General features: G+C 45.1%; 17 protein-coding genes and 1 pseudogene. 12 read left to right on the top strand and 6 right to left on the bottom strand.

Annotated elements, in window-relative coordinates:
* Positions 1–34: 34 nt before the first annotated feature.
* From nagC to nagB, 3 genes are read right to left on the bottom strand one after another with little or no spacing between them, the layout of a single operon-like run.
* Complete coding sequence (gene nagC, locus P7F88_RS22675) at positions 35–1252, bottom strand: DNA-binding transcriptional regulator NagC (protein WP_277828525.1); 1218 nt, start codon at positions 1250–1252, stop codon at positions 35–37.
* A gap of 2 nt (positions 1253–1254) precedes the next feature.
* The gene (gene nagA / locus P7F88_RS22670; RefSeq protein ID WP_277828523.1) at positions 1255–2391 is read right to left on the bottom strand and encodes an N-acetylglucosamine-6-phosphate deacetylase; all 1137 of its coding nucleotides are present in this window, start codon (positions 2389–2391) and stop codon (positions 1255–1257) included.
* A gap of 14 nt (positions 2392–2405) precedes the next feature.
* Entirely contained in the window at positions 2406–3209 is an 804-nt protein-coding gene (gene nagB, locus P7F88_RS22665; protein WP_277828521.1) for a glucosamine-6-phosphate deaminase, read from the bottom strand.
* Between the two features lie 252 nt (positions 3210–3461).
* Here nagB and nagE point away from each other — a divergent pair, with 252 nt between their 5' ends.
* Positions 3462–4913 (top strand): N-acetylglucosamine-specific PTS transporter subunit IIBC, encoded by a 1452-nt coding sequence (nagE, locus tag P7F88_RS22660; protein WP_277828519.1) that lies wholly within the window; start codon positions 3462–3464, stop codon positions 4911–4913.
* Between the two features lie 118 nt (positions 4914–5031).
* Here the strand turns inward: nagE and P7F88_RS22655 are convergent, their stop codons facing one another.
* Complete coding sequence (locus P7F88_RS22655; protein ID WP_277828517.1) at positions 5032–7809, bottom strand: insulinase family protein; 2778 nt, start codon at positions 7807–7809, stop codon at positions 5032–5034.
* A 246-nt stretch (positions 7810–8055) separates the two neighbouring features.
* Here P7F88_RS22655 and sixA point away from each other — a divergent pair, with 246 nt between their 5' ends.
* The gene (gene sixA / locus P7F88_RS22650; RefSeq protein WP_277828515.1) at positions 8056–8520 is read left to right on the top strand and encodes a phosphohistidine phosphatase SixA; all 465 of its coding nucleotides are present in this window, start codon (positions 8056–8058) and stop codon (positions 8518–8520) included.
* A 41-nt stretch (positions 8521–8561) separates the two neighbouring features.
* Here the strand turns inward: sixA and smrB are convergent, their stop codons facing one another.
* Positions 8562–9092, bottom strand: a complete 531-nt coding sequence (gene smrB, locus P7F88_RS22645; RefSeq protein ID WP_277828513.1) for an endonuclease SmrB — start codon at positions 9090–9092, stop codon at positions 8562–8564.
* A gap of 63 nt (positions 9093–9155) precedes the next feature.
* Between smrB and prmB the strand changes: the two genes are divergently transcribed.
* The 4 genes from prmB to P7F88_RS22625 all read left to right on the top strand — a co-directional run bounded on the left by prmB (position 9156) and on the right by P7F88_RS22625 (position 12215).
* A complete protein-coding gene (gene prmB, locus P7F88_RS22640) occupies positions 9156–10091 on the top strand; it encodes a 50S ribosomal protein L3 N(5)-glutamine methyltransferase (RefSeq protein WP_277828511.1) in 936 nt (311 codons plus the stop codon).
* A gap of 161 nt (positions 10092–10252) precedes the next feature.
* The gene (gene aroC / locus P7F88_RS22635; protein WP_277828509.1) at positions 10253–11338 is read left to right on the top strand and encodes a chorismate synthase; all 1086 of its coding nucleotides are present in this window, start codon (positions 10253–10255) and stop codon (positions 11336–11338) included.
* 73 nt (positions 11339–11411) lie between these two features.
* A complete protein-coding gene (locus tag P7F88_RS22630) occupies positions 11412–11942 on the top strand; it encodes an elongation factor P hydroxylase (protein WP_277828507.1) in 531 nt (176 codons plus the stop codon).
* 9 nt (positions 11943–11951) lie between these two features.
* Positions 11952–12215: a YfcL family protein gene (locus P7F88_RS22625; RefSeq protein WP_277828505.1), complete on the top strand. Its 264-nt coding sequence runs from the start codon at positions 11952–11954 to the stop codon at positions 12213–12215.
* 52 nt (positions 12216–12267) lie between these two features.
* On the opposite strand, the gene mnmC is transcribed toward P7F88_RS22625, so the two are convergent.
* Complete coding sequence (mnmC, locus tag P7F88_RS22620; RefSeq protein ID WP_277828503.1) at positions 12268–14274, bottom strand: bifunctional tRNA (5-methylaminomethyl-2-thiouridine)(34)-methyltransferase MnmC2/FAD-dependent 5-carboxymethylaminomethyl-2-thiouridine(34) oxidoreductase MnmC1; 2007 nt, start codon at positions 14272–14274, stop codon at positions 12268–12270.
* A 141-nt stretch (positions 14275–14415) separates the two neighbouring features.
* Between mnmC and fabB the strand changes: the two genes are divergently transcribed.
* The 6 genes and pseudogenes from fabB to accD all read left to right on the top strand — a co-directional run bounded on the left by fabB (position 14416) and on the right by accD (position 24700).
* On the top strand, positions 14416–15627 hold the full coding sequence (gene fabB, locus P7F88_RS22615) for a beta-ketoacyl-ACP synthase I (RefSeq protein WP_277828501.1): 1212 nt from the start codon (positions 14416–14418) through the stop codon (positions 15625–15627).
* A 208-nt stretch (positions 15628–15835) separates the two neighbouring features.
* Positions 15836–16966 carry a 4-phosphoerythronate dehydrogenase gene (locus P7F88_RS22610; RefSeq protein WP_277828499.1) on the top strand — a complete coding sequence of 377 codons (1131 nt, stop codon included), beginning with the start codon at positions 15836–15838 and terminating at the stop codon, positions 16964–16966.
* A gap of 3 nt (positions 16967–16969) precedes the next feature.
* Positions 16970–17983 (top strand): aspartate-semialdehyde dehydrogenase, encoded by a 1014-nt coding sequence (locus P7F88_RS22605; protein ID WP_277828497.1) that lies wholly within the window; start codon positions 16970–16972, stop codon positions 17981–17983.
* Between the two features lie 199 nt (positions 17984–18182).
* Positions 18183–22628 carry a FimV/HubP family polar landmark protein gene (locus P7F88_RS22600; protein WP_277828495.1) on the top strand — a complete coding sequence of 1482 codons (4446 nt, stop codon included), beginning with the start codon at positions 18183–18185 and terminating at the stop codon, positions 22626–22628.
* Between the two features lie 111 nt (positions 22629–22739).
* Positions 22740–23538, top strand: a pseudogene (gene truA / locus P7F88_RS22595) (tRNA pseudouridine(38-40) synthase TruA).
* Positions 23539–23731: 193 nt separating this feature from the next.
* Positions 23732–24700, top strand: a complete 969-nt coding sequence (gene accD, locus P7F88_RS22590; RefSeq protein ID WP_277828491.1) for an acetyl-CoA carboxylase, carboxyltransferase subunit beta — start codon at positions 23732–23734, stop codon at positions 24698–24700.
* Positions 24701–24727 lie beyond the last annotated feature (27 nt).

Raw genomic sequence — 24727 nt, 5'->3', positions numbered from 1 at the left:
TTTTGTGTTCAGCCAGTAAGCTAAGTATGGTGTATTACTCGTCTTCTAGCAGTTTTTGTAATAAAGCGCCATTTAGCATTGCTCTTTTTATCATAGCAAATGCTCCCATGGTAGGTTGGCTTTCCAGTTCGGATGCGACGATAGGCAAATCTTTATGAAAATCTTTTAAAGATTGAGTCTCCACATTTTTCTGTATTGCGGGAAAAATAATATCTCTGGCTAGAGTGATATCGCCTGCGATAACTATTTTTTGCGGGTTAAATAGGTTCACAGTGATTGCTATGGCCTTTCCTAGCATATTTCCGACTCTTACCAGGCTCTCTTTTGCAAGCTCGTCTCCTTTCAACGCGTGCTCGCAAACATCCCGCATAGTTATTACTTCAAGTCCGGCGAGTGATGAGTTGTAGCCTCTGGCGATAAGTTTCTTAATCCTTGAGATAACAGCAGGGTTGGAGGCAACGGTTTCAAGGCAGCCGAAGTTTCCGCACTGGCACTGTTCACCCAAAGGATCGATTTGAATATGGCCAATCTCACCGACGTTCCGGTTAAATCCTAAGAACACCTGGCCATTGACGATAATTCCCGAACCGGTTCCTCTGTGAACGCTGACCAGAATAGAATCCTGACAATCTCGGCTTGCCCCAAAATAATGTTCAGCAAGGGCTCGACCACGAATGTCGTTTCCGACGAAACATTCTACCTTGAACTGTTCTCTCACTTTATCAGCTAGCTCAAGGCTATCGATATCAGTGTTCGGCATGTATTCAACGATGCCGGTTTCTGGATTTACCAACCCCGGAAGGACGATACCTATAGCGATGAAATTCATAAGAATTTCCCGGTTTTCTTCTAGGAATACTTTTAGATGAGAGATTAAGCCCTCTAAAAGTTCGCCTTGATGTTCGTAGTGAAATTCGGCACTACCATCAGCAAGAACAGTCCCGCCAAGGTCAACCAGGCTGTAGTGAAGATAATCGCGACCGATACGAACTGCGATTGAGTGAAAGGGTTCGACTTCAGTCGTTAAAGAAATTGCTCGTCGACCGCCTGTAGAGGCTTGTTGGGCGACTTCTTTGATTAACCCGTGGGCAAGGAGCTGACGAGTAATTTTGGTAACACTCGCTGGCGCCAGTTGGCTGACGTCAGCGACCTGTATGCGGGAGATAGGGCCTTCTTGATCTATCAAGCGGTACACCGCTGCGCTGTTAAGCTGTTTGACTAAGTCTACGTTTCCTATCTGTCCGCTTGTCATATTTAAGTTTGCTCGTATTTACCGTTTACTACTGTCGCCTGAACGTTAAAGCTGTTATCAAATATAGTCAGGTTAGCAACCAGGCCATTCTTAATACGGCCAAGTTTGTTGTCTACGCCAATCGCTTTAGCGGGGTAGAGCGTTGCCATTCTGATAGCTTCGTCCAGTGCGATACCAACGTGCTCTACACAGTTTTGAATAGATTCTATCATCGTAACTGCTGAGCCACCTAGAGTGCCGTTTTCATCAACGCACTTTCCATCTCGGTAATATACTTTCTTCCCAACAAAAATAAAGTATTCCATACTGGCCCCGGCCGGAGCTGTGGCGTCCGTCACTAATACCAGCTTTTCACCTTTAATTTTATGGGCCAATCGAATATTGGCGTAATCCACATGGTAGCCATCTGCGATAATACCGGCATAAACATCAGGAGAGTCCAGCACTGCTCCAACAACACCTGGTTCACGACCAACCATAGGCGTCATTGCATTGAAAAGGTGCGTAGCGAAGGTAATACCCGCTTCGATACCCTTGCGAGCCTGGGCATAAGTTGCGTTTGTGTGGCCGATAGAAACGACAATACCTGCTTCATTAAGACGTGCGATATGCTCAGGGTCATTTTGTTCCGGAGCCAAAGTAACCTTAGTAATCAGGTCACTATTTTCACACATGAAGTCGACCATTTCTTTATCCGAACGGCGAATATAGTCAGGGTTGTGGATACCCTTTTTCATTACATTCAGATACGGACCTTCTAGATGCAGGCCTAGAGATTGATTTGGATTACGACTTTGGTATTCACGTTCTGCTTCAACTGCTTTGCGCATATCTTCATCAGATGAAGTGATCAGGGTGGGTAGATAGCTTGTACAGCCCGACTTCAGGTTCGCCTGGTGCATTGTCTGAAGCGTATCGGCAGTGATTTCGTCATTAAACATAACGCCACCACAACCGTTAAGTTGCAGATCTATAAAACCGGGACTTAGGTATGCACCATTCAGATCTTTGATTTCGATGTCTGATGGTACTTCATCTGCAGGGCATACTGACTTGATGTTCATGCCGTCAACAATAACGGCATGATTGTCCAGTACATCGCTACCCGTGAAGATTCGACAATTGGTTAGCGCATACATGCTTTTGTCCTCACTTATTTCAAGTCTTTAATATTTTCTGCTTCAAGCTCGGTGAAGTATTTAACCGTTTTCACTTTTAGTTCTTGTGTCGCAGGTTCGTCAGCAACAATTACTGCTTTTGTATGCAGCTGAAGGGCAGATACTGTCCATAGGTGATTTACTGAACCTTCGACAGCAGCTTCAAGAGCAAGTGCTTTATTGTGGCCCATAACCAGAATCATAACTTCTTCGGCATCTAAAAGAGTACCAACGCCAATAGTCAGTGCGTATTTAGGCACCTGAGAAATATCGTTGTCAAAGAAGCGAGAGTTAGCGATACGGGTATCTTCTGTCAGCGTTTTGATGCGAGTTCTTGAAGAAAGCGAAGATGCTGGTTCGTTAAATGCGATATGACCATCGTTACCAACACCACCCATAAATAGGTTGATTTTGCCATATGACTTAATTTTTTCTTCGTAACGACGACACTCTTCTTCGTGGCTTTCTGCATTACCATTCAGGAGGTTAATGTTTTTTTCCTGAATATCAACATGATTGAAGAAATTATTGTACATGAATGAACGGTATGACTCAGGGTGGTCTGCCGGGATGCCGATATACTCATCCATGTTAAAAGTAACAACGTGTTTGAAGCTTACTTCACCCTCATTATAAAGTTCAATAAGTCTCTTGTATGTGTTAAGAGGCGTCCCGCCTGTAGGCAAGCCTAATACAAAAGGGCGGTCTTCTGTTGGGTTAAATGCATTGATTCTATTAACAATATGTCGTGCCGACCAAAGGCCCACATCTTGTGCGGAATTTAATGGAATAAGTCTCACGATAACACCTCGAATTAAGTAAGTGAACGATTAAATATTAAGCGCTAAATTTTGTTATTTCGAATTATAAAATAAGTTTTATGATCCAGCTAGCAAAAATACGCAAATTCTCACCTTTGAGGTGATAAAAGTCACATTTAAGTTGCTTTTAATTTGCGGAGAGAATTTATCTGCCTAAACTGATAATAACTAAATTGGAGAGCAAAAATAAGTTTTCCAGATATAAACAATGTCCTATAGGGGGAACATACGGTGAATATTCTTGGTTATTTCCAAAAGGTAGGTAAGGCACTCATGGTGCCGGTAGCAACGCTACCAGCGGCAGCAATATTAATGGGTATTGGTTACTGGCTTGACCCAACGGGTTGGGGTGGCAACAATGCTCTTGCAGCATTCCTTATAAAGGCAGGCGCAGCAATTATCGATAACATGTCTGTACTGTTCGCAATTGGTGTTGCTTACGGTATGTCTAAAGATAAAGACGGTGCAGCGGCACTAGCTGGTTTCGTAGGTTATATGGTTATTACAACACTATGTAGCCCGGCTTCTGTAGAGTCTATTGGCCTTGTAACTATCGATGAAGAGTCTAAGTTAGCATTTGGTCGAATTGGTAACCAGTTTGTTGGTATTCTGTCTGGTATTGTTGCTGCTGAGCTATATAACCGTTACTACCAGGTTGAACTGCATAAAGCTCTTGCATTCTTTAGTGGTAAGCGTCTTGTTCCTATCCTAACTTCTTTTGCCGCAATCGCTATCTCTTTTGTACTGATGTTCGCATGGCCTGTTATCTTTAGCGGTCTTATCGGCTTCGGTGAGTCAATCGTTGGTCTTGGTGAAGTAGGTTCTGGTCTGTATGGCTTCTTCAACCGTCTTCTAATCCCTGTAGGTCTGCACCACGCACTTAACTCTGTGTTCTGGTTTGACATGGCTGGTATCAACGACCTTGGTAACTGGTGGACGCCAAACGCAATTGAAGCAGGTGTAGGTGTTGTTGGTGAAACAGGTCGCTACATGGCTGGTTTCTTCCCAATCATGATGTTTGGTCTTCCTGGTGCGGCTCTTGCTATCTATCACACTGCGAAGCCTGAACACAAAGCTCGCGTAGCATCAATCATGATTGCAGCTGGTTTTGCATCATTCTTCACAGGTGTAACAGAACCACTAGAATTCTCGTTCATGTTCCTTGCTCCAATGCTATACGTTCTACACGCAGCGCTAACAGGTCTATCTCTGTTCATCGCTGACATCATGAACTGGACTGCAGGCTTCGGTTTCTCTGCTGGTCTTGTGGATATGGTTCTATCTGCACAGAACCCACTAGCTAACAAGTGGTGGATGCTACTGGTACAAGGTGTTGTGTTCTTTGGTATCTACTACGCACTGTTCCGCACTGTAATCGTTAAGTTTGGTCTTAAGACTCCAGGCCGTGAAGACGAAGACACTGTTGAAGCAGCTGAAGCGGGCGATTCTAGCGAGTTAGCTAAACAGTACCTTGAAGTACTAGGCGGTCACGAAAACCTGGAAAACATCGATGCATGTATCACTCGTCTACGTCTGACAGTGAAAAACATTGAAGTAATCGACGAGTCTAAGCTGAAAGCTCTGGGTGCAATGGGTGTTGTTAAACTAGGTGAGAATAACCTTCAGGTTATCCTGGGTCCACTGGCTGAAATCATCGCAGGCGAAATGAAAAAAACTGCGTAGCCACTCCTAAAGCTATAAATTAATACTGAAAGCAAAACTAAAGAGCCTTCCATTCGGAAGGCTCTTTTTGGATCCGGATACTCGTTTAGGCTCACTTGGGACTGACGAGTTGAGTGCGTTAGCCCAGATCGGTATCCTTCGGTCTTAGCTGAAACTCTTCAATCGAACCAATCTCGTGACCCAACTCTAGTGGTTCTGATGCTTCGTGGGCACTCCCTTTAGTGTGCATGATCAATCGAGTGGCTGTTCGAGGTTTAAGGATATCAACGACAAAACGAATCATATCTGCACGTGTGAGAGTTTTAAGTTCCTGTAGCACTTTCTCTCTATGATTAAACTCGTAGTCTTTGTTCCCTATGGCAACCCAATAACGTTGTGCACGGCTACGCAAATTACTATCAGGAGCCGCTATCTGGTGCCAAAGTCCTTTTTTACTGCTGTGCCACTGATACTCGTTGAGTTCAAGAAGCACCATATAAAAGGCATTCAGAAACTCATCGATAGCCTTAAGTAATTCTTTTGGCGCTGCTTTTGGAGATTGCACATATGCAACTAGCCCGGGATGGCGGTTCAAAGGCATGTTACCTGTGCCAACCATATAGCCAAGTTGCTGTTTAGTCCGGATTTCGTGGAAGAAGGTTGCGGACATTAAGTGATTTGCCAATGTATAAAGGGCGACACTTCTGGGTTCCGTATCCGGTGATTGATGATAAACGACTATTGCTGAATCATCCTGATCACAGAAAACCTCACGCTGAAATGTACCCGCATCACCCAGAGTTACCAGAGGTCTCAGGGATTCTTCATATTGCTGATTATGAACCCTTAGTGCATCTTTTGTGATCTCTGCGACTTTGAGCGCATCTTCTTTTTGCCAGTCACCATAAACAAACATCTCTACATGCAATTCAGCTAACAATGCTTCGACAAAGCTCGCCAACTCATCCATTTCAATTGATTCAATGGCTTCAATCAATGCAGGGTAGGGAGGGTTGTTTGGCTGCAAAATCCCCGTCATCGCATTAAACAGCTGGGAGATAGGCCTATCCTGCGAGGCGTTATTCCAGTTTCTCAACATTTGCTGTTTGATATTGTCAAAGCGTTCCTGGCTGAAATCTCGTTCACCAAATCGCGTTAATATCATTTTTAGTAGCTCTGGTTGTTTCTGACTAAAACCGGAGATGGTGAGAGTAATGCCGCCCTGATGCGCGTAAATGTTGTAACCCATTCCTGCGATTTCAGCCTGATAGGTGCGCTTGGCCAAAGAATCAAGGAACATCTCAACGCATAAACGCATTTTGACTATCTTGCGAGGAGTAGATACCGCGTGCGGGCTGTCGATGGCAATATACACAACGCCTTTAGGAACCCGGAACTCTTTCTCCTGAAGGTACCAAAGCCTGAATCCAGGCAGTTCCTGAATCATTTCCGGGTGCTGAGCTTCATCCTGTATGGGTTTTGGATCCAGGTCATAACAGATAAACGGATTAATCTCAGGCAGTTGTAAAGCCTCATTGAGTTCCATTTGGCTCCAGCTTTCGATCTGTTCACTGGTTAACTTAGCGACAGAATAAGGCGTGAAATACCATTTAGCCTCTCGATCATAATGTTGATTTTTAGCGATCAAGGTTATTCGGCTATTTTTCGCTGTCAGCTGCTCCAACAGTGATTCCAGCAATGGCTGCTCATAACCGGCCATTTTGTAATCGCCAAAGATGATATCTTCCTCCGGATAATGTTGGAGGTTGATGACCAGATGGCTAACGAGATCTAAAGGTTTAGTGCTTTCCTGAAATCGAAATGCTGACTCGAGAACGGCCTGTTTTTCCTTGTAGCGCCATTCATCCAGCCCCTGTTGCTTTATCAGCTGAATATATTGGAATACGGCTTTAACCACGTTGTCGACATTCTCTACACCTGATGGTGTCAATGTCAGATTAACTGTGAACTCACGAAAATTACTGCCACTCACACCACCACCAGCTCCAAGTGACGTAATCCAGCCCGTATCCTTAAGGTAGAGCATGAGGCTCCCCTGGCCTTCATAGCCTATTAGATGGGCGATATACGACAGTGGCTTTGTATCGTAGTGCTGGTCCATGCAAGGCAGATTAAAAGAGACGACAAGTTTTCGTGTCTCTTTAACGGGCTCTATCTGGACATAAATACCGGATTCTTTATCGGTAACTATTGGTATATCAATCGCCTTATCATTTCGGTTGATATTGGTTATTGGAGCAAACATCTGATTTACCCACTGCTCCTGAATATCGAGCGGTTCAGAAGAGGCGATAGCCAGTGTCATAATATCCGCAGAATATTCTGACTGATAAAAATCAATGATCTCATCTCGGATAGAGCTTTCATCCCGGTCACCTAGTGTCTCCAGATTGCCAACAGAAAATTTTGCAAAAGGGTGAGCCTGATTAACGACTTCTTTGTGAACCTGATACAGGCGTCTCATATCATCATTTAGCTTTAGGCGATACTCGGAATCGACGGCTTGCCTTTCTTTGTCTAATGCTTCTGAATTGAATAACGGAGCTACGAAAAACTGGCTAAATCGGTCTAAAGCTTGTTCAAATGCTTTTGGAGTAATATCGAAGAAAAAGCAGGTGTTTTCTGTTCCGGTCCAGGCGTTGTTGGTACCACCATGCTGTGAAATAAATGCTTGAAATTCGCCAGTCTTCGGGTATTTTTCTGTGCCAAGAAAAAGCATGTGCTCTAAGTAGTGAGCAAGACCCTGGCGGTCGGATGGGTCATCAAAGTGGCCTACGCGAACAGCTAACGCAGCCGCAGACTTGGTTGCTGCACTATCTTGTATTAATAGTGTACGTAACCCATTGCTCAATGTTAGATATCGATACTGATTGGTGTCATTTGGGCTTAAGTGCACAGTGCTCTCCAGCGTTAGGTGATAGTCTAGGGTTGGAACTAAGCAACCTGATGTGTACAAAATCAGGTAATAGTTGTTGTTTTTCAAATAATAACAGTAATGCCTGACTTTATGGCATTGTTGATAGAATTATTTAAGTATTGAGTTTGTATATCAGCGCCAGCTATCAATTGTACGCAAAACGTATAACGATTGTATTAGTATAGTGTTTTCTCATCAAGCTGATGAAATTAAGGGTGAAATAATATGAAAGTTCTCATAATGCGCCACGGCGAGGCAGAACATTTTGCGGCAAGCGATGCAGAGAGAGAATTAACGGAAAGAGGCAGAGTCAACTCGCGTGCTGTTGCTAGAGCAGTGGTTTCACAAGGTATCAACCAGTTTGATTACGCTTTGGTTAGCCCTTATGTCAGAGCGAATCAGACCTGGGACAGCATCATTGAGAGTTTTTCTGCTAAAGAAGTAGAAACCTATGAGGAAATCACGCCATACGGTCAGTCTGACAATGCATATCAGTATATCTCTGCTCTTATCGAAACTAAGGGGCTGGAGAGCGTTATTATCGTCTCTCACTTGCCGTTAGTGGGTTATCTGACTTCAGAGTTTGTTACCGGTATGACGCCACCGATGTTTCCGACTTCAGGTCTGGTTTGTATTGAGTATGACCCGGAAAGTCGCAAGGGTGAGTTTCTTTGGCATGTTCACCCATAACTCTTCCCCATCGTGTTCCGGTCTGCCAAAAGGCAGGCCGTTTACTTTTCCGGGATAGAAAGCAGTACTAGCAGGGCACCATCTCCGCCAAACTCCAATGGTGCCTGGTGATAAGCCATCACGTCCGGGTGTTGAGCTAGCCACAAAGGCACCTTCTGTTTCAGTATGTGTTTTCCAATGCCATGCATTACGCAGGCACAGTGAACATTCTCTTTTACGCAGTGCGCAATCATGGCTCCTAGTTCCATCTTTGCTTCTTGTTGCGTCATTCCGTGCATATCCAGATAGACATCTGGCACATACACCCCGCGTCTCAATCTTTTTACTTCAAACTTGGATACATCGTCACGTGCGTAACGCGTTGGTCCTTCTTCATTAAGGTGAGGAACAAACTCATCAGAGAAGAAAAATTCGTTGTCTTTCGCTTCTCTGAAAGATCGTTGAATTTCTTTTGTTTTTGAATTTCTTTTTGGCTTCTGGATTATGGTATCCTGTTGCAACTTTTTTACGCCCTTTACTGCATCTTTAAACAGGGAAAAGTCATCTTCGAAGCTTTCGTCTTTGTTACTCATTTTACATCTTAAAATAGGTTTAAATCTTATTTGCAGTATTGTAGCGCTTTTTTGGAGGCAATTTTGGACAAAATTTTTGTGGAAGAAGTGGTATCAGAGCTCTATACCCTTCAGGATATGGTTCGCTGGACGGTGAGCCGCTTTAACGCAGCCGGACTTTTTTATGGTCACGGAACTGATAACGCGTGGGATGAAGCCGTTCAACTGATATTGCCAACACTTTATCTTCCTATTGATGTGCCTCCACATGTCCTTAACTCAAGATTGACGACCAGCGAGCGCCAGCGAATCGTAAATCGAGTTGTAAAGCGAATTAATGAAAGAACGCCTACTGCGTACCTGACCAATAAAGCCTGGTTCTGCGGATTAGAGTTTTATGTAGACGAGCGTGTACTTGTGCCACGTTCTCCAATCGGTGAGCTTATCGAGGCGCAGTTCCAGCCATGGTTAATCCAAGAACCTCAGCGCATTATGGATCTTTGTACCGGTAGTGGTTGTATCGCTATCGCATGTGCTCACGCCTTCCCTGATGCTGAAGTGGATGCGATAGATATCTCCACCGACGCGTTAGAAGTGGCAGAACAAAATATTCAGGATCACGGCATGGAACAACAAGTTTTCCCTGTGCGTTCTGATCTGTTCCGCGACCTGCCTGACGGTGATAAGTACGATATTATCGTGTCTAACCCACCTTATGTAGATGAAGAAGACATGAACAGCCTGCCAGAAGAGTTTACTCATGAACCTGAGCTTGGTCTTGCTGCTGGCACGGATGGTCTGAAACTGGTTCGTCGTATCCTGGCTAACGCTCCGGACTATCTGAATGAAAACGGCATTCTTATCTGCGAAGTGGGTAACTCAATGGTTCATATGATGGATCAATACCCTCAGATTCCTTTCACCTGGATTGAGTTTGAAAATGGTGGTCATGGGGTGTTTATGCTAACTCGCGAACAGATGCTGGAACATGCCGACGAGTTTAGCCTTTACAAAAATTAAATTCAGACTCCAACCTAAGACTACAAAATCACCAGCCTCGCGCTGGTGATTTTTTATGTTAATAGGGCTTTACATCGTTTGTTGATAAAGCGACTATGTCTGGCACGAAAAACAGAAAATTTAAGCTCGATATGTAAACCGAGCTTTACAATGAGGATGTAATGGCAGGAAATAGCATTGGACAACTTTTTAAGGTAACTACTTTCGGTGAAAGTCACGGTATTGCACTGGGATGTATCGTCGATGGTTGCCCTCCTGGATTGCAAATTGAAGAGTCTGATCTACAGAAAGATCTGGATCGTCGCAGACCGGGTACTTCCCGCTATACCACCGCACGTAGAGAACCAGATGAGGTCAAGATTCTTTCTGGTGTTTTTGAAGGCCAGACAACCGGTACTTCAATTGGTTTGTTGATCGAAAACACAGACCAGCGCTCAAAAGATTACTCTGAGATCAAAGATAAGTTTCGCCCAGGTCACGCTGACTACACCTACCACCAAAAGTACGGTGTTCGTGATTATCGTGGTGGTGGTCGCTCTTCTGCACGTGAAACTGCGATGCGTGTGGCAGCAGGTGCTATTGCTAAAAAGTACCTGAAACAAGAATTTGGTATTGAAGTAAGAGCTTATCTATCACAAATGGGTGATGTCGCTATTGATAAAGTTGACTGGGACGAAATCGAAAACAACCCATTCTTCTGCCCGGATGTAGATAAAGTAGAAGCATTTGACGAGCTAATCAGAGAACTGAAAAAAGAAGGCGACTCAATCGGAGCTAAATTGCAGGTTGTTGCAACTAATGTTCCTGTTGGTCTTGGTGAGCCAGTATTTGATCGCTTGGATGCTGATATTGCTCACGCTCTGATGGGGATTAATGCTGTTAAAGGTGTTGAGATTGGTGATGGTTTTGATGTCGTTAAACAAAAAGGCAGCCAGCACAGAGATCCGCTAACGCCGGAAGGCTTCACCAGCAACCATGCTGGCGGTATTCTGGGCGGTATTTCTTCTGGTCAGGATATTATTGCGAATATTGCGCTTAAGCCTACGTCCAGTATTACTGTACCAGGTGACACGATCACCAAAAAAGGTGAGCCAACCCAACTGATTACTAAAGGTCGTCATGACCCTTGTGTTGGTATCCGTGCAGTGCCAATTGCAGAAGCGATGTTGGCCATTGTTCTGATGGACCACCTTCTAAGACATCGTGGCCAAAACCAGGGTGTAACGACAGAAACACCAAAAATCTAAGTTTAGTGCTCTCTTCTTATCGGAAGAGAGCGTTTTCCCTTCTTGCTCAATCATTATTAAGATCGACGCTTAAATGCCACATCAATATCAAGACCTTATAACCATATTCAACCAGACATTTTATGAAGAGTTTAATACCCGGCTTGAACTGGGTGGCGATGAGCCCATCTACCTTCCTGCTGATGATAAGGTGAACTACCATCGGATCATTTTTGCGCGTGGCTTTTATGCCTCAGCTCTGCATGAAATCGCTCATTGGTGTGTCGCAGGTCCAAAAAGAAGGCTATTAGAAGATTTCGGGTACTGGTATGAACCAGATGGTCGAACTGAGCAGGTTCAGTCAGAGTTTGAGAAGGTCGAAATAAGACCTCAAGCCTACGAATGGATACTATCAGTGAGTGCCGGGTTTCCGTTCAACGTAAGCTGTGACAACCTTCATGGCGATTTTGAACCTGATAGGTTAGCTTTTATGACCAAAGTGCACTCTGAAATTACAGGCATTTTGGAAAAAGGTTTGCCGTCACGGGTCAAAGCGTTATCCGATGCATTGAGAGCTTATTACAACCAACCCGAATTGAACATTACTCAGTTTGAAGTCAAATAGAGAGTTAAAATGATTTTAGAATACGAAGAAAAACTGCTTGAGATAATTGACTCATCTGTAGAGTCGGCATCTGATGATGAACTCTTTGCTGGTGGCTATCTCAGAGGACATATCTCTCTGGCTGCGGCAGATTGTGAATCAGAAGGCACTGATGATATCGATGTTCTAAAGCAGAAAATAATTCAGAGCTTAGATGATGCTCGCTCTGAGTTATCTCCGGCAGACAGAATAGTGGTGAACGACTTGTGGGAAAAGCTTCAGTTAGAAGCTTAATGTTGTATTAAAGTTCCGAGCCCCAGATTTCTGGGGCTCGTTCGAAAAGTCACTATGCAACGGGCTTTCCTTTCAACAGCCTGCGCACCCACATTCTACCTGTATGAAGTTCCTCAAGCACATCTACCGGAAGAGGTAGTGGGTCATTACATATCTGTGAAGCTAACAATTCAGCAAGTAAAGGTGCAGAACTCAGCCCGCGAGAACCCAAGCCGATAAATCCAAATAAGTTGTCATATACCGGGATTGTTTTAGCGTTTTCCTGTTCGTTACGAAGGTTTGCATATTGAGCCAGCGTATCCTCATAGCGGCAAATGTTTCCGACAAATGGTAAGTGATCGCGGGTTACACAACGTATCCCTTGTCTGGAGTGATTTCCGCTGGTGTCTATTTCTTTAGGCCAGCTCAGTTCAGGCAAACACCTGGTAACTTTCTGACCGTTATCGATTTGTGCATCCTGATCAAAGTCTTGATCAATATTCTCGCGATCGTAACTTGCGCCAACACAGTGGTGTCCATTGACCGGATTTTGCGGTGTCAGATAGCCGTCATAGCAGAGAACGGTTTTCAGTTTTGATAGCGTTTCTGTTGTTGGGATATGGCTAACCTGGCCTTTAACGCTTGAAGCTGCAATACGTTTTGCCTGTTCAAACTGGCTGAACTTGTGACCATTAGCAATAACTACTGCCTGGTGAGTTTTTGCTTCACCGCTAATTGAGAGCGACCAGCTATTGTCTGCTGCCTGTTCAAGGCTCTCAACTGGGCTCTCAAACTGAACATCAAGTTGATCAGATTCAGACAGCTCTCTGATTAACCCTTGTGTAAGCTGTTTCGGACACAGCCACCCTCCCAGAGGGTAACTCACAGACTCGGTTCCTGTTTCCAGACCCACAGTTTCGGTAGTTTCATCAACAGAAAGCTTTTTAATCAGTTGCTCTACAAAGCCGCCATCCAACATTTTATCGAGCTTGTCGCCAGATTTTTCATTCCATGCCAGTTGGGTTACGCCGCACCAGTCGTGATCAAACTCGATTCGTTCCGCCGCTTGTTCAATGAACTGTCTGGCGAATATAAACGCAGGGGCAAAAACTCTGGATAATCCTGAGTGTGAACCATTTAGAAGAGGGTACACCGCACCCTGTCGGTTTCCCGATGCATTCATTGCGGCTTCTGAGTCTTCGCAATAAAGCGTCACCTTAACACCGCGTTTGGCTAATGTTGCTGCAAGGGTAGCGCTTGCAATACCTCCGCCGATAATTGCGACATCCTGAATATCGCCGTTGTTTGGTCTTGCATACCATGGTGCATTGTTGGTAAATGGCGTTTTAGCTGGAATGTGTCCGACGATCATATCCCGCTTAGTGCCAAAACCTTTTACTTTCTTCATCTCGAAGCCTGCTTCAATCAAGCCTCTGCGAACAAAGCCCGCTGCGGTAAAGGTAGCACAGGTACAATCTTGCTTCGCCAGTTTCGCCATATTGTTGAATAGCTCCTGATTCCACATTTCAGGGTTTTTACTTGGCGCAAAACCATCGAGGAACCACGCGTCTATGATTCCGCCATCATTAGTCGGAACCTTAGGCATGCAGTCTTTTATATCACCAAACCACAGGTCGAGCGTAATCGCACCGTCTGCCAGTACAATCCTGTGGCATTCGGGTACCGCTATTGGATAGTGTTTCTGAAGTTGAGCTGCATATTCAGCAAGTTCCGGCCATGCTTCGTGAGCTTTGATTAAATCTTCTTGTTTTAAGGGGAATTTCTCAAAACTGATGAAATGTAGCTCTTTTAACTCGGAATTCGGGTTATTTAGTCGAAATTTTTCAAACCACTGCCATACTGCTAAGAAGTTTAAGCCCGTACCAAAACCTGTTTCGCCAATAACAAAGCGACGCTGGTCATACGTTTGCCATCTTTCTGGCAGATGATTCTGCTTAAGGAATACGTACCGGGTCTCTTCCAGGCCATTGACGTTTGAGAAGTAGACGTCGTCAAAATGTTCAGAAACAGGGGTGCCGGATTCATTCCAGCCCAGATCAGCATTGGTGATAGAAGTCATAGGATTTGTGTACGGGTATAGTTAATCAGGGGATAGTTTAACGAAATTGGCTGGAATTGTACGGCTTTCAAGGAAAGCTGACCACTTTTACCTGACAACTTCGTTATTATCTAACGGTTTATGTATTTATAGGAATGTGAAATGAAACGCGCAGTCATCACTGGTATGGGTATTATTTCTAGTATCGGTAATAACGTTGAAGAAGTATTAGAGTCTCTAAAAGCAGGTAAATCAGGCATTAATTCGTCTGAGCAGTTCAAAGAAATGGGGCTTCGTTCTCAAGTTTGGGGTGATCTGAAAATTAACCCATCTGAGCATATCGATCGTAAAAAAATGCGCTTTATGGGTGATGCTGCGGCATTTGCATACCTTTCAATGGAACAGGCAATTGCTGATTCTGGTCTGACTGAAGATCAAGTATCAAATGAGCGCACAGGCCTTGTTGCTGGTTCTGGTGGTGCGTCTGCACTTAACCAAACGCTGGCAGTTGACACTATCCGTGAGCGTGGCGTTCGCAGAGTAGGCCCTTACATGGTGCCTCGTACCATGTCTTCAACGGTTTCTGCGTGTCTTGCAACGCCATTTAAAATCCGTGGCGTGAACTACACAATGAGCTCTGCTTGTGCAACATCTGCACACTGTATCGGTCACGCGCTTGAGCTTATCCAGCTTGGTAAACAAGACGTGATATTCGCTGGTGGTGGTGAAGAGCTTGACTGGACTCAGACCATGATGTTTGACGCGATGGGCGCTCTATCCACTAAGTACAACGAAACTCCTGATAAGGCTTCTCGTACTTACGATGCAAACCGTGACGGTTTTGTTATCTCTGGTGGTGGCGGTATCGTTGTTATCGAAGAGCTAGAACACGCACTAGCACGTGGTGCTAAGATTTATGGTGAAGTTGTTGGTTATGGTGCAACTTCTGACGGCTACGATATGACAGCTCCTTCAGGTGAAGGCGCAGTACGTTGTATGAAGATGGCGATGCAGGATGTAGACGGCGTTGATTACGTGAATACTCACGGTACTTCAACACCAGTTGGTGATGGTGCAGAGCTTAAAGCTATTCAGGAAGTGTTTGGTGGCAACAGCCCTGCGATTTCCGCAACAAAGGCGATGACAGGTCACGCTCTGGGTGCGGCAGGTGTGCATGAAGCTATCTACTCTACACTTATGATGGAGCACGACTTCATCGCTCCAAGTATCAATATCGAAACTCTGGATGAAGCAGCGGAAGGTTTGGATATTGTTACAGAGCGTCGTGATCAGAAGCTGACAACTATCATGTCAAACAGCTTTGGTTTCGGTGGTACAAACGCAACACTGGTTATCAAAAAATACGAAGGTTAATTCTCAGGGAAGTGACCTTTTGGGTTTCCAGAATCGATCAGGGAACTGATCAAACAGACGCAACCATATTCCTTTGAGAGCGGAATATGACCTTTTGTTCTGGATCTTGCCCGGTTGAGTATTCAACCGGGCATTTTTATATGGCGAATTACGGCGCTTTGCTGCACAATTCCATTCATCTCTTCCAAATCCAACAATAAGTATCCACATGAAAATTTTTATCGATGAGGCCATGCCCTACGCGGTAGACCTGTTTTCTCAGCTAGGAGAAGTCACCACAAAACCAGGACGGCAGATAACGGCAGACGATCTGTCAGATATCGACGCTTTAATGATTCGCTCTGTGACTAAAGTGAATGAAGCATTGCTGACCAAAGCAAACAAGCTGAAATTTGTCGGTACTGCGACGGCTGGTATGGATCATGTTGACCAGGCACTTCTGAAAGAGCGTGAGATCTTTTTTACTGCTGCTCCCGGTTGTAACAAGGTTGGTGTCGCGGAGTATGTTATCAGCGTATTGATGGTTTTAGCGCAGCAACAAGGCTTTTCCATTTTTGACAAAACCGTTGGGATTGTTGGAGCCGGACAGGTGGGTACTTATCTGTCTGAGTGTCTGTCCGGTATTGGCATTAATGTTTTGCTTAATGATCCTCCTAAACAAGCTGAAGGCGATAAGCGAAACTTTGTAGAGCTAGAGTACCTGCTGGAAAAGGCGGATGTTATTACTCTGCATACTCCTATTACCAAACAGGGCGACTATCCGACTCATCACCTGCTTGATAAGCAGAGGTTAGAGAGCCTTCGAGCAGACCAAATCCTGATTAACGCGGCCAGAGGGCCGATTGTAGATAACCAGGCGTTAAAAGAAAGATTAGCAAAGCAGGATGGCTTTAGCGCATCGCTGGATGTATTTGAGTATGAACCTATAGTTGATATGGAGCTTCTGCCTCTGTTAGACTTCGCGACCCCTCACATTGCCGGTTATGGCCTGGAAGGGAAGGCTCGTGGAACAACCATGATCTTCAACTTCTTCTGTGAGTTTTTAAATCGTGAACAGCGAGCCAGTGCATCCGAGCTTCTTCCTGTTGCACCAATTCCGGAAGTCACGCTGGAAAGAGAGTGGAATGAATCCACGCTGCACAATCTTATTCAGCTGATTTACGATGTGCGCCAGGACGATGCCATCTTCCGCAGAAAAATAGGTCCGGAAGGCGCATTCGATGAGATGCGTAAAAACTACTGGGATCGAAGAGAATACAGTGCTATCAAGCTAAAGGGTGGTAAGAGCTGTAACTTGTCACCATTGGCTAAGTTAGGTTTTCAAATTGAGGTTAAATAAAATATGAGTCAGGAATTCAATATCGCAGTTTTTGGCGCTACAGGCGCTGTTGGCGAAACCATGATTGAAGTACTTCAGGAGCGAAAGTTTCCTGTAGGCGAAATTTTCCTGCTAGCCAGCGAGCGAAGTGAAGGGAAAACCTATCGATTCAATGGCAAGACTGTCAAAGTTCAGAATGTAGAGAACTTTGACTGGTCTCAGTGTCATATCGCACTGTTCTCTGCTGGTGGTGAGCTATCCGAGAAGTGGGCTCCGATTGCTGCTGACGAAGGTGTGGTGGTTATCGACAATACATCACAGTTCCGCTACGAGTACGATATCCCATTGGTAGTGCCGGAAGTAAACCCAGAAGCAGTAGCTGAATTTCGCAACCGCAATATTATCGCCAACCCTAACTGTTCAACTATTCAGATGCTGGTCGCGCTTAAACCTATCTACGATGCTGTTGGTATCGAACGTATTAACGTTTCTACTTACCAGTCTGTATCAGGCGCAGGTAAATCAGGCGTTGATGAACTGGCGGGTCAAACAGCTAAACTGCTGAATGGTCGTCCGGCGGAACCTGAGAAGTTCAGTCAGCAAATCGCTTTCAACTGTATTCCACAGATCGATCAGTTTATGGATAACGGCTACACCAAAGAAGAGATGAAGATGGTTTGGGAAACTCAGAAAATCTTCAACGATTCAGCAATTACCGTTAACCCGACATGTGTGCGTGTGCCAGTGTTCTATGGTCATGCAGAGTCTGTTCATATTGAAACTAGCTCTCCGATTGATGCCGATCAGGTTGCGCAGCTTCTGGAACAGACAGAAGGGGTGGAAGTTTTCTACGGTGAAGAGTTCCCGACACAAGTACGCGATGCTGGTGGTAAAGATACGGTAATGGTTGGCCGAATCCGAAACGATATCAGCCACCATAGTGGCATTAACCTTTGGGTGGTTGCCGATAACGTGCGCAAAGGTGCTGCAACAAATGCCGTACAGATTGCCGAAGTTTTGATAAGAGATTACTTCTAAGCTTTAAACCAATCTACATAAGGAGCTCCAACAATCGGGGCTTCTTTTTTATTCAATCCTGTGAAATATGGTACAAAAAAACAAATAATTTGCCTTACAAGGCACATTTTTTCTGCCATCCCCTATAGTTTTATCGTATTGATCCGATATATTTAGCAGATCTCTATAATTTTTTAGAAAGCACATAGCCGAGTCTTATATGCACCATATTCTAAAGCGTCTTATCACGCCTTTAGCTATCTTACTGACGTCCCATGTCTCATTGGTCGGTGCGGAAACAATCCGCTTAGTTGGGCCAGATGGTAATATTCAGTCTTCTCCTCAGTTTGCTCAACCTGTTCCCCAGCGTTCATCAACTAATACTGAAAATCGCCTTTACGGACCAACTAGTGCAGATGAAACTTTATGGTCAATCGCAACTCGTTTAAGGCCTGACAACTCTGTCACGATTCAACAAACATTATTAGCTATTTATCAAATCAACCCTCAGGCATTTGATGATCAAAACATTCATGAGCTAATTCCGGGCAGTCGTCTTCGCATTCCTTCTCTGACACAGGTTCAGGCTGAAAGTACCGAAGAAGCAAGGCGCGTACTAGAACAACATCGACTTAAGCTACAACAGGTGCAAACAACACCACCCGTTACTACTGTCACTCCGGCAGCGGAACAAGATATCCAACAACCTGTTGTTCAGCAGCAATCAGTTGTAGAAGAAAAACAGGCAGAGGTTCCAGAAACTGTTGCACCAGCTGTAGAGGAACAGAATGACGTTAAGCCGTCAGTAGACAATGGTGTAGTAAAAAATCTTAAAGATAAACTGAGCAATTCAGAGGGTGAATTAGTCGCGCTTGAGGAGAAAAACCACAAGCTAAGATTGATGCTATCTGAGCTTCAGGGTGAAGTTGGCGTACTTAAAGATGAACTTGGTGACGAGAGTCGTATTCGCGAAGAGGTAGAGAAGCTTCTACAAGAAGAACGACTGAAACAGGCGGAAATGAAAGCGCTGGAACCAAGTGCGCTTGATAAACTTCTAGCAAACAAGATGTTGGTTGGGGTGCTTGCCCTTATCCCTGGATTACTTCTTGTTCTGATTATTGTTCTTCTGGTTACAAAACGTAAGTCTTCTGACGACGTGGCTAGCAAAGAGCCAGAAGAGTCTAATGTCATCAATCTGATGGATGATGACGATGACGAGATTAATCTGGATGAGAACATCGATGATGACCTTACCATTGAAGATGACCTGTTTGGCGAAGATTCGGATGACAATATCTTTGACCTTGAGGACGAAACACAAGAAGAAGCGTCTTCCGATGACATATTCGCCAACCTGGATGACAGCGATCTCGATTTCAATTTGGATGAAGGTGGTGATGAAGACCCATTCGCCAGCATTGATGACAACGGTGATCTGGACAATGTTGATACTGAGCTCGCAGATCTGGATGAAAGTGCCAATGGTATCGCGGTAAATGGTGATGATAAAGCTCTGAGCCTTGAAGAGATGGAACGTGCGCTGGATGAAGAGCCGCCAGCCACGGCCTCAGATACGTCAGGGCTTGGTGATTTTGATTTGTCTGATGAGGATGAAATATCTCAGGACGATCTGAATGAACTTCTTGCTACAGAAGATCCGGATGAAGCGCTGGATGGTGACGCACTTGATCAGTCTATGCTTGATGACTTATTTAGCAATGTTTCAGAAACGAGCGAATCTGACAGCGACGAAACAGAGTCCAACCTGGACTTTGACTCTCTTCTGAGTGAAGAGATGGATGAGGCAGACTTCGAGCTTTCTGATGCAGATGAGCTTACAGCAGAGCCAGTTCTTACAGATGACACAGATATCGATGACCTCCTCGCCGAGTTCGAGCCCAAAGAAGAGTCAACAGAAGAGCTAAAAGATGAAACAACAGACGACATTGATGATCTGTTGTCTGAGTTCGGCACTTCTGATATCGCGAGTCCGGATGATAGCAGTACTGATTTCCCTGATGAGATAAGCCTTCTTGATGAAGAACTGTCAGAGTTAGCAGAAGATAGTACCGCTCTTCTTGATGAGTTTATCGACGATGAAATCAGGCTAGATGACGATCTGGAACCAGAAATTAAAGAAGATAGCACTGAATTACTCGATGAATTGCTTGATGATGTAAGTAGCGAAGATGAGTCGTTTAACCTAGATACTGATAGTACTGAGTTACTTGATGAACTGATTACAGACGAAGAGTTAACAGAGCCTGATTTAGAAGACTTTAGTCTGGATGAAAGCAGTACCGATCTTCTGGATGATTTCATCACTGACGACGATTTTAAAGACGTAGAATCGGATGAGATTCGTTTAGACGAAGATAGTACGGACTTATTGGATGATCTTCTCAATGATGAAGAGCTTACCGACCCTGAGCTAGAAGCAAGTTTGGATGAAAGTGATTCAGCAGACCCTCTGGATGAGCCGATTACTCTGGATGAACCTGAAGGGCAGGATGTTGTTGAGGAAGAAACCCCAGAGGGACAAGATGAGCTGCTAGAGCCTTCTGAACTAAGTGAACTTAGCAAAAGTGACGAAGATATACCGGATGTGTTATTGGACGGCACCAGCCAGTTTGAGCAGTCTGATGATTCAGTAGCAACACCTCTATCCGATGAGTCTCTTGAGCCGATAGCCTCACCGGGAGAGCATGAAGAAGTTATAGAAGACTGGCAGGAACAAGCATACTCAAATGATCAGACAGTAGAGTCAGTTGAAGATGAGTTCGAGTTCAATCCGCAAATTGAGGGTGCAGAATACCTTGACGAGCTTGAGGAGATGGAACAACTCTCTGAAGAGCCAGAGCCAGAGCCAGAGCCAGAGCCAGAGCCAGAGCCAGAGCCAGAGCCAGAGCCAGAGCCAGAGCCAGAGCCAGAGCCAGAGCCAGAGCCAGAGCCAGAGCCAGAGCCAGAGCCAGAGCCAGAGCCAGAGCCAGAGCCAGAGCCAGAGCCAGAGCCAGAGCCAGAGCCAGAGCCAGAGCCAGAGCCAGAGCCAGAGCCAGAGCCAGAGCCAGAGCCAGAGCCAGAGCCAGAGCCAGAGCCAGAGCCAGAGCCAGAGCCAGAGCCAGCTAATGAATTTGGTGTTCCGCAAGATGATGATTGGTTGATAGATGAGCCAGAAGAATCAATGGCTGCGGAACAACCCGCAGAGTTCGATGAAGCTGCTCCTGAAATTAATGAAAACAGTGAAGAAGCGCACGAACCAGTAGAGGATGTACTGGATGGCATTAGCGACGAGGAGCTTGGTGAGTTTGACGAGCAAGCAGCGCTAGATGCATTCGATTTTGATAAGCCAGAACTTGAAACGCCTGACTTAGAAAATGTTCAGTCTGAAGAGCCAGTTGTCGAAGACGCAACTGAGGAAGAATTAGCGCCTCAGGAAGATGAGCTGCTGGAAATCAGCGATGAAGAACTTGGTGAGTTTGACGAGCAAGCAGCGCTAGATGCATTCGATTTTGATGAGCCAGAAGTTGAAACCCCAGATTTAGATGGTGTTCAGTCTGAAGAACCAGTTATCGAAGACGTAGCTGAGGAAGAATTAGCGCCTCAGGAAGATGAGCTGCTGGAAATCAGCGACGAAGAGCTTGGTGAGTTTGACGAGCAGGCCGCTCTGGAGGCGTTTGATTTTGATGAGCCAGAAGTTGAAACACCTGACCTAGATGATGTTCAGCCTGAAGACCCAGTTGTTGAATCAGAATTCGAGCCTCAGCTAGATGAGTTGCTGGAAATCAGCGACGAAGAGCTTGGAGAGTTTGACGAGCAAGCCGCACTAGATGCGTTTGATTTCGATGAACTAGAAGTTGGAACGCCTGACCTGGATGATATTCAGCCTGAAGAGCCAGTTGTTGAATCAGAATTCGAGCCGCAGCTAGATGAGTTGCTGGAAATCAGTGACGAAGAGCTTGGTGAGTTTAACGAGCAAGCAGCGCTGGATGCATTCGATTTTGATGAGCCAGAAGTTGAAACACCTGACCTAGATGATGTTCATCCTGAAAAAACCGTTGTACTGGACGAGTCGGCTAATTTAGCCGAACTTCTGGAAGACGGTGATGAGCAACTGTCAGCCCCAATGGCTGAACAGACACTCGACTCAGAAACCATAGACAGCGCCGGTATGGATATTGGCACTATGCTGGAAATGGGAGAAGATTGGGATGGCTTCAACCTGCCGGATGATAATCTCTCGGCGAGTGATGACATTCCAGAGGATCAGTCAGATGTTTGGGAAAACGAAGCTGAGCAGGCAAGCGCCAGTGACGAAAACTGGGGAGAGCAAGATGATCTCGGTAGCACGCCGGATTCAGATACTCAGTTTATGAGCGTTGAAGAACTAATGGCACAAGTTTCTGAAGGTGATGAGGTTGACCCGGATGAGGAGGAGTTAAACCTCGATGTAGGGCTGAACGAGTTCCCGGATGTAATAGGGGAGATCGAGCAGTTTGATGTTGATACTGACTCTGAAGGAGCTGGTAAGCTTGATCTGGCTAAAATCTATATCGAGATGAATGATGTGGAAGGTGCAATCAAGTTGCTTGAAGAGGCGATTGTCTATGGCGAGGATGAGACTCGAAAAGAGGCAAAAGATCCGATAGACAAATTGACTCAAGGCTAACCACTATATTTGGATATACACTTAACAAAGAGCGGCTTTTTAGTCGCTCTTTTTTCTTATATACTCTGCGACCTTCACATTCAGCGGCATTTATTTTTCAGGAAAACAGATATGCGGATAGCGCTAGGCATTGAATACGATGGTACCAAATATTCGGGTTGGCAAAGGCAGAGCCATGCCAATAGTGTTCAGGGTGAGCTGGAGAAAGCGTTATCCATCGTTGCTAATAAGCGTGTAGAAGTTCAGTGTGCCGGTCGAACGGACGCTGGCGTGCATGGTACCGGACAGGTAGTTCACTTTGATACTGACGTGATTAGAAAGCCTGTAGCCTGGACAATGGGTGTGAATGCCAATATGCCTAGGGATATCGCTGTTCGCTGGGCAAAAGAGGTGCCAGAGGAGTTTCATGCCCGATTTTCTGCCACAGCTCGTCGGTACCGATACATTATTTATAATCACTCTTTAAGGCCGGGTATTCTTCACTCTGGTATCAGCCACTACCATAATCCGCTGGATGCAGAAAAAATGCATGAAGCGGGGCAGTATCTGCTTGGCGAAAATGACTTTACTTCATTTCGTGCGGCTTATTGTCAGTCCCGTAGTCCGTGGCGAAATGCAATGCACCTTAATGTCACAAGACATGGGAACTATATTGTTGTCGATATTAAGGCAAATGCTTTCGTGCATCATATGGTGAGAAATATAGTGGGTAGCCTGATAGTCGTAGGGCAGGGCGATCAGAAACCAGAGTGGATTGAGTGGTTACTTGCGCAAAAAGACCGCTCGCTTGCAGGAGCTACCGCCAAAGCGGAAGGTTTATATCTGGTTGATGTTGATTACCCCGAAGAGTTTGCTTTACCGAGAATGCCGATTGGCCCACTATTTTTGAAATGATAATTTGAACTTATAGTCGTTAAAGATCTCAAAACCTTGAACAATATACATAAATTTTTACGGACTTTAGTATAAGTTCTAGCTGGATGAAATATAGGTACAACCAGTTTTTGATCCACAGTTCGTATAATTTGTGGTTTAATCCATCGGCTAAAACTGAATAACATTTCCTACGCGGATTGCGGAGGAAGAATAGAAAAAGGTCTTCCATGAGCTGGCTTGAAAAAATTTTAACAAAAAGCAGTATTGTAAGTTCTCGCAAAGCGTCGATCCCTGAAGGGGTTTGGACGAAGTGTACTTCTTGCGAGCAGGTGCTATATCACGCTGAACTAGAGCGTAATCTGGAAGTATGTCCTAAGTGTGGACACCATATGCGAATGAAAGCTCGCCGTCGTCTGGAAGCTTTCCTTGATGAAAACAATCGTGTGGAACTAGCGAATGACCTGGAACCACAAGATAAACTGAAGTTTAAAGACTCAAAGCGTTACAAAGAACGTATTGCGACAGCGCAGAAGAACAGCGGTGAAAAAGACGCTCTTGTTGTGATGCAGGGTGAACTGATGGGTATGCCAATTGTGGCGTGTGCGTTTGAGTTCTCCTTTATGGGTGGTTCTATGGGTTCTGTTGTTGGTGCTCGCTTTGTAAAAGCAGTTGAAGCAGCAATGGAAAACAACTGTGGTCTGGTTTGTTTCTCTGCAAGTGGCGGTGCACGTATGCAGGAAGCATTAATGTCTCTGATGCAGATGGCAAAAACCAGTGCAGCACTAGAGCGCCTTTCTGAAAAAGGACTACCTTTTGTTTCTGTAATGACAGACCCAACAATGGGTGGCGTTTCAGCAAGTCTGGCGATGCTAGGTGATATCAATATCGGTGAACCTAATGCACTGATTGGCTTTGCTGGTCGTCGTGTTATTGAACAGACAGTACGTGAAGACCTGCCAGAAGGCTTCCAGCGCAGTGAGTTCCTGCTTGAACATGGTGCTATCGACATGATTGTTGATCGCAGGGAGATGCGCCAGCGTGTTGCTAGCCTTGTTGCGAAGATGACAAATCAGCCATCTCCACTTGTTGTATCGGTTGACTCTGCACCACCAGCGGAAGAAAAATCTGCTGAGTCTGAAGCAGAATCAGGGGATGGTTATAAAGTACCAGTCGCACCCGACCAGGAAAAAGAGTAAAGTATTCATTAACAACCAATTCAATAC

Source organism: Vibrio hannami (assembly GCF_029589055.1).
Lineage (GTDB): Bacteria > Pseudomonadota > Gammaproteobacteria > Enterobacterales > Vibrionaceae > Vibrio > Vibrio hannami.
Note: the sequence above shows the minus strand (reverse complement) of the source record. Positions and strands in the feature narration are given on the sequence as shown.